Source organism: Modicisalibacter tunisiensis (assembly GCF_020148005.1).
Lineage (GTDB): Bacteria > Pseudomonadota > Gammaproteobacteria > Pseudomonadales > Halomonadaceae > Modicisalibacter > Modicisalibacter tunisiensis.
Map to the genome: position 1 here is coordinate 1,769,736 of NZ_JAGXFD010000001.1, position 15,975 is coordinate 1,785,710.

A 15,975-nucleotide genomic window follows, 5' to 3' on the forward strand; every position below is an offset into this window, starting at 1 on the left:
GCTCAGTCCTCGTCGCCGGCGTCGCGCCGGGTATCCTGGCGTTCGGTCCGCCGTTCGGCGCGGGGGTCGGGACCGCAGCAGCTGTCGACATCGGCGAGGATCTCGGCGAAGTCCTCGTCGCGCAGCTCGGGCAGGCGGCCTTCGCGGTAGCCGGTGTCGAGCTTGCGCAGCGTGGTGCACATGCGCTCGATACGCTGGTCCACGGCGTGCATGTGGTCGAGCATTGCCTGCATGGAGCGGGCCACCGGGTCGGGCATGTCCTGGCTCACGCCGTAGGCATCGAAGCCGAACTTCTGGCGGATCGCCTCGCGGCGTTCGGGATCGAAGGTCGGGGCCTCCTCGGTGTCGGGCTCGGCGCGCTTGACGATCTTGCCGGGAATGCCCACCACCGTGGCGCCGTCCGGGACCTCCTTGGTGATCACCGCGTTGGAGCCGATCTTGGCGCCGGCACCGACCCGGAACGGCCCCAGGATCTTGGCGCCGGCGCCGACGATCACGCCGTCGCCCAGGGTCGGGTGGCGCTTGCCCTTGTTCCAGCTGGTGCCGCCCAGGGTGACGCCCTGGTAGAGCGTCACGTCGTCGCCGACCTCGGCGGTCTCGCCGATCACCACGCCCATGCCGTGGTCGATGAAGAAGCGCCGGCCGATGGTCGCCCCGGGGTGGATCTCGATCCCGGTCAGCCAGCGCGCCAGGGTCGAGATGGTGCGCGCCAGCCACTTGAGATTGTGGCCCCACAGCCGGTGGCTCAGGCGATGGGCGAGCAGGGCATGGAGCCCCGGGTAGTTGGTCAGGACCTCGAGAAAGTTGCGCGCCGCGGGGTCGCGGTCGAACACGCTGTTGATGTCTTCACGCAGACGACCAAACATGAAGCCTTCCTTGTTGGGCTGTCGGTCGGCACAGGGGCCGGCCGCGAACGGGTTGGTGACTCATTATTGGGGCGCCCGGCGCCCCCTGCAAGGCGCCGTCTCAGCGCCCGTCGATGCGCTTCTCGACGGCGCTCAGGATGCCGCGCAGGATGCTGATCTCCTGGGTGTCCGGCCGGGCGCGCAGGTACAGGCGGCGCAGCCGGGCCATCAGCTGGCGGGGGCGCTGCGGGTCATGAAAGCCGGTGGCGATCAGCACCCGCTCGAGATGCGCGAAGTAGCGCTCGAGGTCGTCGTGGCTGGCCGGCGGGTGGTCCCAGTCGATGCCGAACGGGGCGGTCTCGCTGCCGGCGCCGGCGGGCTCGCCGCTGTCCAGCCAGGCCTGGCGGCACTCGTAGGCCACCACCTGCACGGCCGCGGCAAGATTCAGCGAGCTGAAGTCGGGATTGGTGGGGATGTGCACATGGCGGTGGCAGTGCTGCAGTTCGGCGTTGGTCAGCCCGCTGTCCTCGCGGCCGAACACCAGCGCCACCCGGCCTTGCGGGTCGGCGAGTTCGGCGGGCAGCGATTCGCCCAGTGCCCGGGGCGTGATCATCGGCCACGGCAGGGTGCGCGAGCGGGCGCTGGCGCCGACCACCAGGGTGGCATCGGCCACTGCGGCCTCCAGCGTCTCGTGACGGCGGGCGCCGATCAGCAGGGCGTCGGCGCCCGAGGCACGGGCGATCGAATCGCTGGTCTGGATCTCGCAGCGCGGCGCGACCAGCGCCAGGTCGCCGAGCCCCATGTTCTTCATCGCCCGGCACACGGCACCGATGTTGCCGGGGTGGCTGGTGCCGATCAGCACGATGCGCAACTGGTCGAGGGAAAAGGCGGGTCGAGGCATGGCAAGACAACGTCGCGGGAATGAATAAGGGGCGCCAGTCTACCATGCCTGATGGCCGACCGGGACGCGCCGCGATTCCCACGCGTGGCCGGGTCTGCTAGCATGCGCGGCGTTCTTTAACAGTTACCGACCCTCAAGGCCCGATCATGCATCCGATGGTCCAGTTCGCGCTGCGTGCCGCACGCAGCGCCGCCGAGCAATTCGTCCGTATCCGCGAGCGCATCGATGTCGCCCGCGACGACCGCGGTCTCGACCGCCTCCTGGAAGATACTGCCCGCAACGCCGAAACGCTGATTGTCCGTCAATTGTCCCGCGGCTACCCGCAGCACGGGATCGCCGGCCGCTATACGCCGCACCGCGACGGGGAAGGCGAGGGTCGGGACACGGTCTGGAAGATCGAGCCCTTCCACGGCTACACCAATCTCGGCGTAGGCAGCGTGCAGTTCGCCCTGTCGCTGGTGTGTCTCGTCAAGGGGCGCCCCGAACATGCGGTGGTGATCTGCCCGTTCAGCGACGACGAGTACCTGGTCAGCCGCGGCCGCGGGGCGCAGTACAACGGCAAGCGCATCCGCGTCGGCAAGACCCACGGCATCGACGGCATGCGCCTGGCGATGGGGCTGCCGGAGACCTGGCTGCGTCCGCGCCATCTGCCCACCTACCAGACCCTGATCCAGCAGCTCGCCCCGCGGGTCGAGTCGCTGACCGCCTCGGGCTGCGCGCTGCTCGACATGGCCGACGTGGCCGCCGGCCGTGCCGATGCGGTCTTCGTGCTGGGCCTCGAGGAGCAGGACAGCCTGGTCGGCACGCTGCTGCTCAAGGAAGCCGGCGCGCTGATCGGCGGCCCCGACGGCTCGCCCGGCGTGGCGCCGGAAGCCAACCTGATGGCGGCCGGGCCGCGTCTCTACAAGGCGCTGGTGCAGGGCCTCAAGCCGCACATGTAAGCCCGCCGTCTGCTGAAGAGCCCCGACTCGCGTTCGCGAGGCGGGGCTTTTTCATGTCTGCAGGACGACCCGGGGACACGGCCGTTCGGCCCCTGAAACGACGACACCCCGCCGAGGCGGGGTGTCGTGCGGACGTCGAGGGTCGAACGGTCAGGGCAGCTCGTCGGCCTCGGCGTTTTCCTTCTTCGCCGGGATCAGGTCCTCGCGCTGAAGCTTGACGGCGATCAGCAGCGCCGAGGCGACATACACCGAGGAGTAGGTCCCCACCCCGACGCCGACGATCAGCGCCAGCGCGAAGTTGTGGATCATGTCGCCGCCGAGCAGCAGCAGGGCCAGCAGCACCAGCAGGGTGGTGCCGGAGGTGGCCAGGGTGCGCGACAGCGTCTGGTTGATCGCCTCGTTGAAGATCGTCGGCATGTGGTCGGTGCGCGACTTGCGGATGTTCTCGCGGATGCGGTCGTAGACGATGATGGTGTCGTTGAGCGAGTAACCGATCACCGCCAGCACCGCCGCCAGCACGGTGAGGTCGAAGTCGAGCTGGAACAGCGAGAACACGCCGAGCACGATGATCACGTCGTGGATCAGCGCCAGCAGGGCGCCCAGCGAGAACTTGTACTGGAAGCGCAGGGCGACGTAGAGCATCACCACGCCCAGCGCCACCAGCATGCCCAGGCCGCTCTGGTCGCGCAGCTGACCGCCCACCTGGGCGCCGACGAACTCGGCACGGATCAGGTCGACGCTGGCACCGCCCTGGCGCAGCACGTCCGTCACCTGGGCGCCGACGTTGGGGTCGAAGGCCTGCTGCAGGCGCACCAGCACGTCGGTGGGCGCGCCGAAGGTCTGCACCGAGACGTTGGTGAAGCCGGCGCCTTCCAGGGTCTGGCGCACGGCCTCCAGGGCCGGCGCGGCGGCGTAGCGCACCTCGACGAGGGTGCCGCCGGTGAAGTCCAGCCCCAGGTTGAGCTGCTGGAACAGCAGCGAGACGATCGACACCAGCAGCATCGCCCCCGAGACGAAAAACGCGAGGCGGCGCTTGCCCATGAAGTCGAGCCGGCGATTGATGAAAGCGTTCATGCCCACCTCTCAGATCCAGAGTTTCTTCACCGGCTTGCCGCCGATGGTGAGATTGACGATCGCGCGCGACACCATGATCGCGGTGAACATCGAGGTCAGGATCCCCAGCGACAGCGTCACGGCAAAGCCCTTGACCGGACCGGTGCCGATCGAGAACAGGATCACGGCCACCAGCAGGGTGGTGATGTTGCCGTCGAAGATCGAGGTGAAGGCGCGCTCGTAGCCGGCGTGGATCGCCTGCTGGATCGGCATCTTCGCCCGCAGTTCCTCGCGGATGCGCTCGTAGATCAGCACGTTGGCGTCCACCGCCATGCCCAGCGTCAGCACGATACCGGCGATGCCCGGCAGGGTCAGGGTCGCGCCGAGCAGCGACAGGGCGGCGACCAGCAGCACCAGGTTGATGCCCAGCGCGAGGTTGGCGACCAGCCCGAAGGCGCGGTAGCGGATCAGCATGAAGGCCACGACCAGCAGCATGCCGATCTCCACCGAGTGGATGCCGCGCTCGATGTTCTTGGCCCCCAGGCTCGGCCCGATGGTGCGTTCGGCGACGAAGTAGATCGGCGCGGCCAGCGAGCCGGAACGCAGCAGCAGGGCGAGCTCCTTGGCCTCGGTGGGCGAGTCCAGTCCGGTGATGCGGAAGCGGTTGCCCAGCGCGCTCTGGATGGTGGCCAGGCTGATGATGCCGCGCTCGGTGTAGTTGTCGCGCTTCTCGACCGCCTTGCCGTTCTCCATCACCGTGCGGGTGCGGGTCTTGTTGTCGATGTAGACCACCGCCATCGAGCGGCCGATGTTGGAACGGGTGGCCCGGTTCATCAGCGTGCCGCCGGTGCCGTCGAGGTTGATGTTGACCTGTGGGCGGCCGTTCTGGTCGAACCCGACGCTGGCGCTGGAGACGTTCTCGCCGGTGATGATCACGTCACGCATCAGCCGCGCGGTGCGCTGCTGATCGTTGCGGAACGGCAGCGTCTCGGTCTGCGAGTCGGGGGTGTCGGGACGCGCGGCGAGGCGGAACTCCAGGTTGGCGGTGGCGCCCACCACGCGCTTGGCGGCGGCGGTATCCTGCACGCCGGGGAGTTCGACGACGATGCGGTTGGGGCCCTGGCGCTGCACCAGCGGCTCGGCCACGCCCAGCTCGTTGACACGGTTGCGCAGCGTGGTGAGGTTCTGCTCCACCGCGTAGTCCTGAATCTCCTGGACCTTCTTCGGCGTCAGGGTCATCGCCAGGGTGGCGCCGCGTTCGGCGGCCTGGTCGGCGTACTGGAAGTCGGGGAACTGGCGACTGATGACGTCGCGGGCCTTGGCGCGATCCTCGGCACTGGCGAACGTGAAGGACAGCGTCCGACCATCGATCTGGGTATCGCGGTAGCGGATGCGCGCGTCGCGCAGGGCCTCGCGGATCGCGCTGGCGTTGACCTGCAGGCGCTGTTCGATGGCGGCGTCCATGTCGACCTCGAGGGCGAAGTGCACGCCGCCGCGCAGGTCGAGACCCAGGTTCATCGGCGAGGCGCCGAGGCTCTCGAGCCAGGCGGGGGTCGATTCGGCCAGGTTGAGCGCCACCGTGTAGTCGTCGTTGACCTGGCCGGCGACGATCTGGCGGGCCTTGAGCTGGTCATCGCCGCTGGCGAGGCGAATCAGGGCGCCGTTGGGCTGGGTGTCGATGCGCTCGATGGGGATGTCGGCCTTGCCGAGGGCGTTGCGGATGCGCTCGAGCTGGCCGTCGTCCAGGGTGGCATCGCCACGGGCACTGCTGATCTGAACGGCGGGGTCTTCGGGGTAAAGGTTGGGTAGTGCATAGATCAACCCGACGACGATCACGAACAGTATCAGCAGATACTTCCACAGGGGGTAACGGTTGAGCATGGAAGCCCTGTCCTTGTTGCTGACGCGAAAAGAGCGCTGCCGGCGTGATGACCGGCAGCGGGAGGCGGGTTAGAGGGACTTCAGGGTGCCCTTGGGCAGCACCGCCGCGACGGCGTTCTTCTGCACGTTGACCTCGGTGCCTTCGGCGATCTCCATGGTGAGGAACTCTTCATGCACCTTGGTGACCCGGCCGACCAGGCCCCCGCCGATGACGATCTCGTCGCCGTTGGCCAGGTTGCTGATCAGCTTCTTGTGTTCCTTGGCGCGCTTGGACTGGGGGCGCCACAGCAGAAAGTAGAAGATCAGCACGAAGCCGACCAGCAGAACGATCTGGGCGATGCCGCCGCCCGCAGCCGCACCGCCGCCGCCCTGGGCGTGCGCCTGTGAGATGAAGAAATCCAGCATGGGTCAGTGTCTCCCGGAAGGTTGCGAAAAGGCTCTTGCCAAAGCGGGGCCGGGACGCGCGGGCCCCGGCCGGAAAAAGGGTTCCGCGGCGCGCGTCAGTGCGGTGCGTCGGGAACCGGCAGGCCCCGGCGCGCGTAGAACGCGGCCACGAAGTCAGCCAATGTACCCGCTTCGATAGCACCGCGCAAACCGGCCATTACACGCTGGTAATAGCGCAGATTGTGGATGGTGTTGAGCATCGAGCCGAGCATTTCGCCGCAGCGATCCAGGTGGTGCAGGTAGCTGCGCGAGAAGTGCCGGCAGGTGTAGCAGTCGCAGCCTTCCTCGAGCGGTCGGGTATCGTGGCGGTGTTTGGCGTTGCGGATCTTGACCGTGCCCTCGGCGGTGAACAGGTGGCCGTTGCGGGCGTTGCGGGTGGGCATCACGCAGTCGAACATGTCGACGCCGCGGCGCACGCCCTCCACCAGGTCTTCCGGCTTGCCCACGCCCATCAGGTAGCGCGGCTTGTCCGCCGGCATCCAGGGCGGCAGGTAGTCGAGCACGCGGAGCATCTCCTCCTTGGGCTCGCCCACCGACAGCCCGCCGATGGCCAGGCCGTCGAAGCCGATGTCGACCAGGCCCTTGAGCGAGCGCTCGCGCAGTTCCGGGTACATGCCGCCCTGGACGATGCCGAACAGCGCCGAGGGCGAGCTGCCGTGGGCCGCCCGCGAGCGTTCGGCCCAGCGCAGCGAGCGCTCCATCGACAGCCGGGCCTCCGTCTCGGTGGTCGGGTAGGGCGTGCACTCGTCGAAGATCATCACGATGTCCGAGCCCAGCGAGCGCTGCACGGCCATCGACTCCTCGGGACCCATGAACACCTTGGCGCCGTCCACCGGCGAGCGGAAGTGCACGCCCTCCTCGGTGATCTTGCGCATCGCCCCCAGCGAGAACACCTGGAAGCCGCCGGAGTCGGTGAGGATCGGCTTGTCCCACTGGGCGAAGTCGTGCAGGTCGCCGTGGGCCTCGATCACCTCCATGCCCGGGCGCAGCCACAGATGGAAGGTGTTGCCGAGGATGATCTCGGCGCCGATCGCCTTGACCGACTCGGGCGTCATGCCCTTGACGGTGCCATAGGTGCCCACCGGCATGAAGGCGGGAGTTTCCACCGTGCCGCGGGGGAAGGTCAGCCGGCCGCGGCGGGCGCGCCCGTCGCTGGCCAGGTGCTCGAAGCTCATGAAGCAGTCGTTACGCATGGGGCTCTCGAAAATGCTGGGTGCCGCGAAGGCGGTCATCGCTCGGGACGGCGTGTCAGGGTGCCTTGCGGGTCAGGAACATGGCATCGCCATAACTGAAGAAACGATAGCGCTCGGCCACCGCCTCCCGGTAGGCGCGCAGGGTCAGCTCGTGGCCGGCGAAGGCGCTGACCAGCATCACCAGCGTCGATTCCGGCAGGTGGAAGTTGGTGACCAGGGCGTCGACACAGCGCCAGCGATAGCCGGGATAGATGAAGATGTCGGTCTCGCCGCGATAGGGGGCGAGGGTGCCGTCCTCGCGGCCGGCCGCGGCGGTCTCCAGGCAGCGCACGCTGGTGGTGCCCACGGCGATCACCCGATTGCCGCGTGCGCGGGCGGCGTTGACCTGTGCGCAGACCCGCTCGTCGACCTCGAGCCATTCGCTGTGCATGTGGTGCTCGCGGATGTCATCGACCCGTACCGGCTGGAAGGTGCCGGCGCCGACGTGCAGGGTGACGAAGGCGGTCTCGATGCCGCGCTCGTGCATGGCGGCCAGCAGCGGCTCGTCGAAGTGCAGCCCGGCGGTGGGCGCGGCGACGGCGCCGTGGCGCCGCGCGTAGACGGTCTGGTAGCGCTCCCGGTCGGACAGCTCGTCCTCGCGGGTGATGTAGGGCGGCAGCGGCATGTGGCCGTGGCGCTCGAGCAGCTCGATCAGCGGGGTATCGCCGAGGAAGCGCAGCTCGAACAGTGCATCGCGGCGCCCCTCGACCACGGCGTGGATGCCGCCCTCGAAGATCAGCTCGGTGCCCGGCTTCGGCGACTTGCTGGCACGCAGGTGCGCCAGGCCGCGCTGGGCGTCCAGCGGGCGCTCGAGCAGCATCTCCACGCGCCCGCCGCTGGTCTTGTGGCCATGGAGTCGCGCGGGGATGACCCGGGTGTCGTTGAACACCACCACGTCGCCCGGCGCCAGCAGGGTCAGCAGGTCCGGAAAGCGACGGTGCGCGAGGGTCTGCGACTCGGCGTCGACGCACAGCAGGCGGCAGTCGCTGCGCTGCTCGCTGGGGTAACGGGCGATCAGGTCCTCGGGGAGGTCGAAATGAAAGTCGGAACGCTGCATGAAAGCTCGCCACGAAGGCCGGTAATCGGGAGTCACGGGGCGTCGCCGAAGCGGCGGCGCATGAATGAAACGGCGCAACATGATAGTCGAGACGCGCCGCGAAGTCAGTCCCGTCATTGACGCGGCGGGGAGGACCCGTATAATTCTGCCCCGCTGCCGGTGTGGCGGAATTGGTAGACGCAGCGGATTCAAAATCCGCCGCTAGCGATAGCGTGTCGGTTCGAGTCCGACCACCGGCACCATGAAATCAAGCACTTAGCGGTTCCTTCCTTGGCTTGGTTCTTCTTCTTTTTCTGATGTGTCTACATTCTGTCTACGGACCTTCGGCGCGAATTTGATGGCGTCGGCGAGGTGGTCCGGGGATAGGTGCGCATAGCGCATGGTCATCTGAATCGTCTGGTGTCCCAGGATCTTCTGCAAGGTTAATACGTCACCGCCATTCATCATGAAGTGGCTGGCGAACGTGTGCCTGAGTACGTGAGTTCGTTGCCCCCTGGGCAGCCGAATGCCGGCTTCCTTGATGGCGTCCGAAAACGGATTGTATCCCGTGGTGGGAAAGACGCGGCCGATCCTGGGGGCGTGCTCGACCAGGGCGTAGTAGAGGCCCTGGGGGAGCGGTATGGTCCGGTTGCGGCCGTTCTTGGTGGCGACAAAGGTGACGCGACCGTCCCGCAGATTTTCGGCGCGAAGGTACTGTGCTTCCGACCAGCGTGCGCCGGTGGCGAGGCAGAGCCGGGTGATCAGCGCGGCGTCCTGATTGGGGCGGCGTTCCAGAATGGTCAGGAGCCGGTCGATCTGGTCTTCCGTGAGGTAGGCGAGTTCGCTTTCGTCCAGGCGCAGAGGCTGAATGCTGGCGAAGGGGTTGCCCTGGTCCCATTCACCGAGGCGAATGAGCTTGTTGAAAACGGCCCGAAGGTGCGCCTGATCGTGATTGGCCGTGCTGGGCGAAATGCCGTCGGCAAGCCGCTTTTGACGAAAGCGAGCCGCGTCCATCGCGGTGATGGTTCGGGCGATGGGGTTGCCCATCATGTCGGCCAAGGCGTTGATCTGTGACAGGCGGCGCTTGCCGTCCTTGAGCGAGACGCCGTGAAATTCGTACCAGAGGGTAATGAGTTCACGCAGGCGACGATTGTCCCGCTTCTTGGGCTGGTAGGGCTCTCCGGAGGCAGCCTTGCCGAACACGTAGGCTTCAAAGCGCTTGGCTTCGGCCTTGGTGCGCAGGGTCTTGCGTATCCGTTTGCCATCGCGGCCATGGGGCCAAATATCGACACACCATCCCGTCTTGGTCTTCCTGATGCCCATGCCTAAGCGGCTCTCCCCAGGAGTCGCCGTTCGATCAATCGTTGCTCGACCAGCTGGCGGAACTCGTCCTTGCCGATCCCGCGACGGCGGTAGTATTCGGCGAGGTCGTCCCACATGCCGGAGCGTTGCAGATACCGGATGGCTTCATGGGTGCGGAAGCCCTGCCGGGCGTAGATCGAGAGCAGGTTGCCGAAGGCCAGGCAGACGTTCTTTTCGTTGCCGAGGCCGGGTTCCTTGCGCTTGCGCTTGTAGAGGAAGTGAGGCGCGTGGGCGTAGAACCGGGCGTCGTCCTGGAACAGTTGCCAGGCGGGGTCGATGAGGTTGCGGCAGTGATCCAGCCGGTAGCTCTGCAGGGCGGAACGCCACAGGCCGGTGAGGTGGGGCACGGTGTCGGTGAAGCGGGCAAAGCCGTGGCCCATGTCGAGGGATTCGCCGGTGTCGACGTTGCAGGGCACGCCCTGGGCGAACTCGCGGAGCACGGACTGGTGAAAGCGCATCTCGATGCGCCAGACGTCGGCGTCGGGATCGTAGGGGGTGTCGAGGGGATCGTCGCCGCTGGCCTGTTCCCAGATGCCCTGCCAGAAGTGCAGCTTGTCGCGGCGGTGGGCTTCGCGGGTCTTGTTGTAGAGGGCGCATTGCAGGGCCCCGGCGGTGCCGAACAGGTAGCTTTGCCCGTAGGCGTACTGGGCGGCGACTTCGCCGCTGGTGATCTCCAGATCGGACAGGCCGTTGAGCTTAGTGACACGCTTGGAGCGGGTGACGAAGCGTTCCATGAAGTCGCGGGGTGGCTGCCAGCCCTGGACGTCGAGGGCGAGATGCACGGCGCAGCCGTGAGGCTCGGCATGGGCCAGCAGGTGGGCGGCGATGGTGTCCATGAACGCCTGACACTGGTCGGGGCTGCGCTCCTGAATGAAGTGGGGCGAGAGCTCGACCTTCACGTGCGTGCCGAGGGTGTCGACCTTGGTGTGCCGGGCCTGGAGGAAGACGATGACGCCCAGGTCGTTGTTCTGCAGGCGGTAGCGGAAGCCCGAGCCGGCCGCCCCGGCCCCCACCGACCAGACGTGATCGAACAGCACCAGGGTGGCGCCCCGACCTTCCTGATAGGCGCTGATGATGTGATCGAAGTGGGCCAGACAGGGCTTGCCGGTGTAGAGCTGGCGGACGGTGTCGACCCCCGCGTTGAGCAGGCGGATGCCATCGAGTTCGCGCTGTCCCTTGGGACTGATGAACAGCGTCCCGCGTGCATCCTGTTCGCCACGTTGCAGTGATTCCCGTGAATAGCGTTCCCAACGGTGATTCATAAAAAACCCTGTGTCCGGTAATGATCGTTATTGGCCAGTAATCGCGGTGGTCGTTGTCACTCTGCGAGACGTGCTACAGGGCGGGTCTCGCCAGCGTATACAGCCCGATCCACAGCGCGAGCAGGGCGAAGTGACCCGGATACCAGGCGAGCCAGAGCGCACGCGGCGGGGCACTGAGCCGGGGCAGACTGGGCAGCGTAGGGCGTTGGCTGAGGATGAGCAGCGCGGCGACGGTGGCCAGGCTGACGGTGGCGTTGAGGGCCCCAGCATTGATGAGCGCGCCCAGGGCCAGCACGGCGAGTTGCGGCAGCGGATGACCCCGGTAGTGGAAGGCGGCCCAGAAGGCGGGCACCAGCAGCAGGCCGAGGTGGGCGTACTCGAAGTGATCGCCGACGAGCAGCCAGACAACGACGGCGACCAGGGCGGCGGAATAGCGGTACCAGACGTCCTCGAGGCGCTGGATGGCGGCGACGGTGAGCAGCCCGGCGGCCAGGGTGAAGCAGACGTTGAGCCGATCGACCGATTGCACCGCGAGATAGGGCAGCTGGGCGGCCAGGGCGATGAGCAGGATGCGTCCGGCATAGCGCAGCGGGTCGCGGGTGTTGTGGCAGGCGTGCCAGGCGACCATCCCGGCGAACAGCGGGAAGGCGACGCGCCCGGCGGTGATCGCCCAGGGGGTGACGGCGGCATCGGCCGGCAGCAGGAAGCGGCAGGCATGCTCGACGGTCATGGTGACCAGGGCGAGCCATTGGGCCAGCGGCACCCAGGCATTGCGGGCGGCATCGGGACGGGACAGGACGGCGGTATCAACCGTGGATGCGGTGGTCATGAGGTGGCCTCCAGGGTGGGCAGGACGGTGGCTTGCAGCAGGACGTAGAGCTTGCGGTGCTGGGCGCTGGTCGAGGTGTTCTCGAACAACCGGCCGATCAGCGGCAGGGACGACAGGCCGGGGACGCCGGAGGTCTGCTGGCTGGTTTCATCGCTGACCAGCCCGCCCAGGAGCACGGTCTGGCCGGAGCGAATCTGCACGGTGGTGGTGATGCTGCGCTGGTTGGTGATGATGTCGCTGGCCTCCAGCGAGTCCGAGAGGCTGTCGGCCTGGGTCTGGACGTCCATGATCACCAGCCCGGCCCCGGTGACGACCGGGGTGACGGCGAGACTGACCCCGACGTCGCGGCGTTCGATGGTCTGAAAGGGGTTCTCGACGCTGGCGGCCTGGCCGGTGACGCGCCCGGTGACGAAGGGCACGTTCTGCCCCACCGAGATGCGCCCGGCCTTGCCGGAGAGGGTGAGGATCTGCGGCGTGGACAGGACCTTGGCCTGGCTGTTGCGCTCCAGGGCGTTGACGGCCAGCGCGAGGACGTTGCCGTCGAAGATGCCGAACGAGCCGCCGGGGGTGGACAGGCTCGAGCCGAGGTTGTTGGTGTTCACGCCCCCGGCGAGCCCGGCCCCACTTCTTGCCCGTCCCAGGGCCACGCCAAGGTCGAAGGTGTCGCCATCATTGGTCTCGAACAGGATGGCGCGGATCAGCACCTGGGGCCGGGTGACGTCGATGCGCGGCAGCAGGCGTTGCAGGGCCTGAATGCGCTTTTCATCGCCGTTGACCAGCAGGGCGTTGGCGGCGGGGAGTACCTGACTGGCGGCGTTGCCCTGGGCGGCGGCGGTGCGACGGTTCAGGAAGGCATCGACCAGCGGCGTGACGTCGGCGGCGCGCAGATGATCGAAGCGCAGAATGGTGGTGGTCTGGGGCGTGCGCGGGCCGGTGTCCAGGGCCTGGGTGAATTCGCCGGGGGCTGTGGGCGTCACGGTGGGCGGCTCGCCGGGGACGATCTGATAGCCGTGGGCCTCGAGGACGCCGCGGAAGAAGGCGGGCAACTCGTCATCGGCCACGTCGGGGGCGTAGACGGTCAGGGTGCCGTCCACCGAGGGATCGAGGGCGAGCGCGGTGTGCGTTTTTTCCGAATACCAGCGTACGAAATCTCGCACACTGGCGTCCTGCATTTCGATGGGGACGGCGTAGGCCATCGCCGACAGCAGGGCGAGGACAACACCGACAACGCTGCGGCTAGCAAGTGATCTGCACATGATCGGCTCCCTGTTCGAGGCGGAGGTGACAGGCGTCCACCGGGACGAGACGTAGCCCCTGACGGGCGAGGTCGTCGCTGGTGGCAGGCCGGTTGTCGCCATCACGAAGGCGGTAGGTGGTGGTGTCGCCGAGGCGCGCATAGCCGGTGATGCGGTAGTCGGCGAAGTGGGTGAGATCGACCGGCGCGGTGGCCGGGGTGGGGGCGTTGTCGGCGCGGGCGTCGACCTGATCGACGAGCAGCACCGAGGTGGTCAGCACGATGCCCAGAGCGAAGCCGACCAGGGCGAGCAGCGGGCGGTTGAAGCGTTTCCAGTAGATGCGCGTCAGTGTCATGACGAACCTCAGATCGCGGGGCACGCGAAGGCGGCCATGGGTGTACCAGGGCGGCAGCTGGGTGTAGGTGCCGTGGGGGTAGTGATCGGAGAACGCCTGCTTGGTGTCGTAGGCCGGATAGAGCGAACGGCCGGTGTAGGTCCAGCGCTCGACCACCAGCGAGGTCGGGGAATCGCCATACTTGACGATGCCCATGTGCAGCTTGGGCATGGGCACCTTGCCGCCGGCGAACAGCGACCACAGCGAGCCGATGAACGGCAGCGAGAGACGATCCAGGCGACGGCAGTAGACGACATGCTCGGCCAGCGCGACGCGGGCCTGCTTGTCCATGATGGAGAGGTCCTGGATCAGGAAGATGATGTCCCAACCCAATTTCCGGGCGTGGAGAAACCAGTTGATGACGTCCTGACGGCTCTTGTCGTTCCAGCTGCGGGCGTTGAACCAGGTGCCGCACTCATCGAGGACCAGCAGGCCGTTTTTCGCCTCGTCGTAACTCTCGGTGCCCCGGCCGATGGACTCGAGATCGGGCAGGGTGGGCTTGTCGGGAATGCGGTAGAAACGGGTCTGCTTGGCGGTCGGCCCGATCAGCTTGTCGAGCCGGATATCCAGGTTGGTGGCGACCTTGCAGCCCCGGTTGAGCTTGTCCTTGATCTTGCCGACGGCGACCAGAGTCTTGCCCGCGCCGAGTTTGCCGGTGACGACGTAGACGGCCATCAGATCCCCCCGAGATTGACGAGCCGATCCTTGATGGAGAAGGCCCACACGAAGAACTTGGCCATTACCAGGGCGGAGACGCAGGCGGCGAAGTTGTCGGGCAGGATGCGGCCGATGCCGTCGGCGAGCAGCGCGGGCATGGACGCGGACAGCCCCTGGACCAGGGCGTCGATACCGCTGGCCATGGCGGTGATCAGGCCGAGGACCACGCCCACCTTGACCAGGAACAGGCCGAAGCGGGCGACCTTGAACCAGAAGTAAAAGCGCAGGAACAGCTTGCCGAAGTTGAGCAGCAGGGCTTCCAGCGCGGGGACCAGAAGGCGGGCGAGACGAGCGAGAATGGCACCCATGCTTATCCCTCCGCCCCGTTGCGATAGGACAGGGCCATCATGGTGATCTGGTAGGTGGTGAAGAAGAACAGCAGCCACGACAGCGCGGCCTTGATGAGATCGAAGACGCGGCACTCGATGGTCATGACGTGGCCGTTGAACTCGAAGGTCAGCGGGGTGCAGGTGCCTCCGCCGGGCAGGGTGGGCATCCAGCCGGTCACGGTGTCACGCACCGCGCCGACGGCCTGGCCAATGATGCTGCCGTCATCCTCGAACAACGTCTGATAACGGTCGTTCAGGTCGCCCTGGGTGGTGTCGTTCTGGCTGGTGAGATCGTTCATCACCTCGTCGCCGATGCCCTGACCGTCGAAGTCGGCGCGCACGGCGTCTTCCGTGGGCGCGCCGTCGGTGCTGGTGAAGGTGTCGACCAGCGATTGAAAGCCATCCTGAATCGATGCCTTCACGCCGCCGATGGCATCCAGCACGCCGCTCAGATCGGTGCCGGTGCCGGTGTCGGTGCCATCGGTGCTGCCGGAATCGGTGCCGGTTCCCGAGCCGGAATCAGTGCCCGTTCCTGAATCGGTACCCGAGCCGGCGTCGGTGCCGCTGCCGGCATCCCCCCAGCTACCCCCGCCGATGGACAGGCCGCCGCCGACCTCGATGGGATCGCCGCTGGCGTCATAGGCACCGTCGGTAACGGTGATGGGGTCGCCGTTGGCGTCGTAGGCGCCCTGGTCGTCCAGGGTGATCGGATTGCCGGCACTGTCGAAGGCGCCGACGTTGATATCGGCCGCATCGCCGGAATAGCAGTAATAGGACCCCCCGGAGCCGACGTAGCCGCCCGAGCAGGAGGACGGGTCGGTGGTTTCGGTGAAGGCGTCGGAGAGTTCGCCGCCGGATTCGACATTGCTGCCGCTGTCCAGGGTGTTGACCTCGCCGGTCGACGTGGCGGTGAAATCACCAGTCAGGTAGCACTGACCGTCAGGCGCGGTATCGCCGTTGGCATTGGTGGTGGTACAGACGCCGACCCCCTTGCCGGAGGGTGTCAGCGAGCAGGCGCCGGTGTTATAGGGCGGGGCTTCGAGCTCGCCCTTGAGAACGGTGGCGTGGCCGTATTCGGATTGGCATTCCTCATCCGAATACACGTAGTTATAAACAGGACTGGAAATGGAGCCATCCGCAATTCCCGTTTCAACATCACTCGTCATACCATACGAATAATCAACGGCTACAACATAATAATTTCCACCAGAGCAACGGTCATCAGGACCGGAATACAAAACACCTATGCCACGAATCCACCAAGGCGAGCTTTGCAAATACGACCGGCCTTCCAATAAAGACATACTTCCAGCAAGAGCCGAAGAATACGTACAGTAAAGTTGTGAATTGTCGGACTGAGTTTGGTTGGTTATACCTGCAGACGCATCCGATACGGAAAGAAAAAAGATCACCGGCACCAGGGCAACCAGGAACAAAAGGCGTCGAATCATGGCGGGAGTCTCGGTACCGGGGGTGGAACGAAGAAGGGGGCCGGTGGGGCCCCCTCGTGGCGT

The 15,975-nt window shown here is 66.7% G+C and carries 15 protein-coding genes and 1 tRNA gene; 2 read left to right on the plus strand and 14 right to left on the minus strand.

Going from position 1 to position 15,975, the window contains the following annotated elements; genetic code table 11:
- Positions 1-2: 2 nt before the first annotated feature.
- Together cysE and KGQ91_RS08260 are read right to left on the minus strand one after the other, a co-directional pair.
- A complete protein-coding gene (gene cysE / locus KGQ91_RS08255; protein ID WP_224415535.1) occupies positions 3-866 on the minus strand; it encodes a serine O-acetyltransferase in 864 nt (287 codons plus the stop codon).
- 100 nt (positions 867-966) lie between these two features.
- Positions 967-1,746, minus strand: a complete 780-nt coding sequence (locus tag KGQ91_RS08260; protein WP_224415534.1) for an RNA methyltransferase — start codon at positions 1,744-1,746, stop codon at positions 967-969.
- Between the two features lie 146 nt (positions 1,747-1,892).
- On the opposite strand from KGQ91_RS08260, the gene KGQ91_RS08265 reads away from it, so the two are divergent.
- A complete protein-coding gene (locus KGQ91_RS08265; RefSeq protein ID WP_163647754.1) occupies positions 1,893-2,687 on the plus strand; it encodes an inositol monophosphatase family protein in 795 nt (264 codons plus the stop codon).
- Between the two features lie 150 nt (positions 2,688-2,837).
- Here the strand turns inward: KGQ91_RS08265 and secF are convergent, their stop codons facing one another.
- The 5 genes from secF to queA form a co-directional block, all read right to left on the minus strand.
- Complete coding sequence (gene secF / locus KGQ91_RS08270) at positions 2,838-3,761, minus strand: protein translocase subunit SecF (protein WP_163647753.1); 924 nt, start codon at positions 3,759-3,761, stop codon at positions 2,838-2,840.
- Positions 3,762-3,770: 9 nt separating this feature from the next.
- Positions 3,771-5,621: a protein translocase subunit SecD gene (gene secD / locus KGQ91_RS08275; RefSeq protein ID WP_163647752.1), complete on the minus strand. Its 1,851-nt coding sequence runs from the start codon at positions 5,619-5,621 to the stop codon at positions 3,771-3,773.
- Positions 5,622-5,690: 69 nt separating this feature from the next.
- Entirely contained in the window at positions 5,691-6,026 is a 336-nt protein-coding gene (gene yajC / locus KGQ91_RS08280; RefSeq protein ID WP_224415531.1) for a preprotein translocase subunit YajC, read from the minus strand.
- A gap of 95 nt (positions 6,027-6,121) precedes the next feature.
- A complete protein-coding gene (tgt, locus tag KGQ91_RS08285; RefSeq protein ID WP_224421397.1) occupies positions 6,122-7,240 on the minus strand; it encodes a tRNA guanosine(34) transglycosylase Tgt in 1,119 nt (372 codons plus the stop codon).
- A 73-nt stretch (positions 7,241-7,313) separates the two neighbouring features.
- Positions 7,314-8,354, minus strand: a complete 1,041-nt coding sequence (gene queA / locus KGQ91_RS08290) for a tRNA preQ1(34) S-adenosylmethionine ribosyltransferase-isomerase QueA (protein ID WP_224420741.1) — start codon at positions 8,352-8,354, stop codon at positions 7,314-7,316.
- 155 nt (positions 8,355-8,509) lie between these two features.
- Here queA and KGQ91_RS08295 point away from each other — a divergent pair.
- A tRNA-Leu gene (locus tag KGQ91_RS08295) sits at positions 8,510-8,596 on the plus strand.
- A 13-nt stretch (positions 8,597-8,609) separates the two neighbouring features.
- On the opposite strand, the gene KGQ91_RS08300 is transcribed toward KGQ91_RS08295, so the two are convergent.
- The 7 genes from KGQ91_RS08300 to KGQ91_RS08330 all read right to left on the minus strand — a co-directional run bounded on the left by KGQ91_RS08300 (position 8,610) and on the right by KGQ91_RS08330 (position 15,912).
- A complete protein-coding gene (locus KGQ91_RS08300) occupies positions 8,610-9,656 on the minus strand; it encodes a phage integrase (RefSeq protein WP_224420742.1) in 1,047 nt (348 codons plus the stop codon).
- Positions 9,657-9,658: 2 nt separating this feature from the next.
- Positions 9,659-10,957, minus strand: coding sequence for a hypothetical protein (locus KGQ91_RS08305; protein ID WP_224420743.1), 1,299 nt, complete (start codon positions 10,955-10,957; stop codon positions 9,659-9,661).
- Between the two features lie 73 nt (positions 10,958-11,030).
- Complete coding sequence (locus tag KGQ91_RS08310) at positions 11,031-11,786, minus strand: TraX family protein (RefSeq protein ID WP_224420744.1); 756 nt, start codon at positions 11,784-11,786, stop codon at positions 11,031-11,033.
- Positions 11,783-13,042: a hypothetical protein gene (locus KGQ91_RS08315; RefSeq protein ID WP_263478948.1), complete on the minus strand. Its 1,260-nt coding sequence runs from the start codon at positions 13,040-13,042 to the stop codon at positions 11,783-11,785. Before KGQ91_RS08315 ends, KGQ91_RS08310 begins: the two co-directional genes overlap by 4 nt.
- The gene (locus KGQ91_RS08320; RefSeq protein ID WP_224420746.1) at positions 13,023-14,090 is read right to left on the minus strand and encodes a zonular occludens toxin domain-containing protein; all 1,068 of its coding nucleotides are present in this window, start codon (positions 14,088-14,090) and stop codon (positions 13,023-13,025) included. The genes KGQ91_RS08315 and KGQ91_RS08320 overlap by 20 nt, the downstream gene beginning before the upstream one ends.
- Complete coding sequence (locus KGQ91_RS08325) at positions 14,090-14,440, minus strand: DUF5455 family protein (RefSeq protein ID WP_224420747.1); 351 nt, start codon at positions 14,438-14,440, stop codon at positions 14,090-14,092. Before KGQ91_RS08325 ends, KGQ91_RS08320 begins: the two co-directional genes overlap by 1 nt.
- 2 nt (positions 14,441-14,442) lie before the next feature.
- A complete protein-coding gene (locus tag KGQ91_RS08330) occupies positions 14,443-15,912 on the minus strand; it encodes a hypothetical protein (RefSeq protein WP_224420748.1) in 1,470 nt (489 codons plus the stop codon).
- Positions 15,913-15,975: the final 63 nt, after the last annotated feature.

Bases quoted from the DNA above. Each gene is read 5' to 3' on its own strand.
- cysE (WP_224415535.1), bottom strand. From the start codon at position 866: ATGTTTGGTCGTCTGCGTGAAGACATCAACAGCGTGTTCGACCGCGAC.
- KGQ91_RS08260 (WP_224415534.1), bottom strand. From the start codon at position 1,746: ATGCCTCGACCCGCCTTTTCCCTCGACCAGTTGCGCATCGTGCTGATC.
- KGQ91_RS08265 (WP_163647754.1), top strand. From the start codon at position 1,893: ATGCATCCGATGGTCCAGTTCGCGCTGCGTGCCGCACGCAGCGCCGCC.
- secF (WP_163647753.1), bottom strand. From the start codon at position 3,761: ATGAACGCTTTCATCAATCGCCGGCTCGACTTCATGGGCAAGCGCCGC.
- secD (WP_163647752.1), bottom strand. From the start codon at position 5,621: ATGCTCAACCGTTACCCCCTGTGGAAGTATCTGCTGATACTGTTCGTG.
- yajC (WP_224415531.1), bottom strand. From the start codon at position 6,026: ATGCTGGATTTCTTCATCTCACAGGCGCACGCCCAGGGCGGCGGCGGT.
- tgt (WP_224421397.1), bottom strand. From the start codon at position 7,240: ATGAGCTTCGAGCACCTGGCCAGCGACGGGCGCGCCCGCCGCGGCCGG.
- queA (WP_224420741.1), bottom strand. From the start codon at position 8,354: ATGCAGCGTTCCGACTTTCATTTCGACCTCCCCGAGGACCTGATCGCC.
- KGQ91_RS08300 (WP_224420742.1), bottom strand. From the start codon at position 9,656: ATGGGCATCAGGAAGACCAAGACGGGATGGTGTGTCGATATTTGGCCC.
- KGQ91_RS08305 (WP_224420743.1), bottom strand. From the start codon at position 10,957: ATGAATCACCGTTGGGAACGCTATTCACGGGAATCACTGCAACGTGGC.
- KGQ91_RS08310 (WP_224420744.1), bottom strand. From the start codon at position 11,786: ATGACCACCGCATCCACGGTTGATACCGCCGTCCTGTCCCGTCCCGAT.
- KGQ91_RS08315 (WP_263478948.1), bottom strand. From the start codon at position 13,042: ATGTGCAGATCACTTGCTAGCCGCAGCGTTGTCGGTGTTGTCCTCGCC.
- KGQ91_RS08320 (WP_224420746.1), bottom strand. From the start codon at position 14,090: ATGGCCGTCTACGTCGTCACCGGCAAACTCGGCGCGGGCAAGACTCTG.
- KGQ91_RS08325 (WP_224420747.1), bottom strand. From the start codon at position 14,440: ATGGGTGCCATTCTCGCTCGTCTCGCCCGCCTTCTGGTCCCCGCGCTG.
- KGQ91_RS08330 (WP_224420748.1), bottom strand. From the start codon at position 15,912: ATGATTCGACGCCTTTTGTTCCTGGTTGCCCTGGTGCCGGTGATCTTT.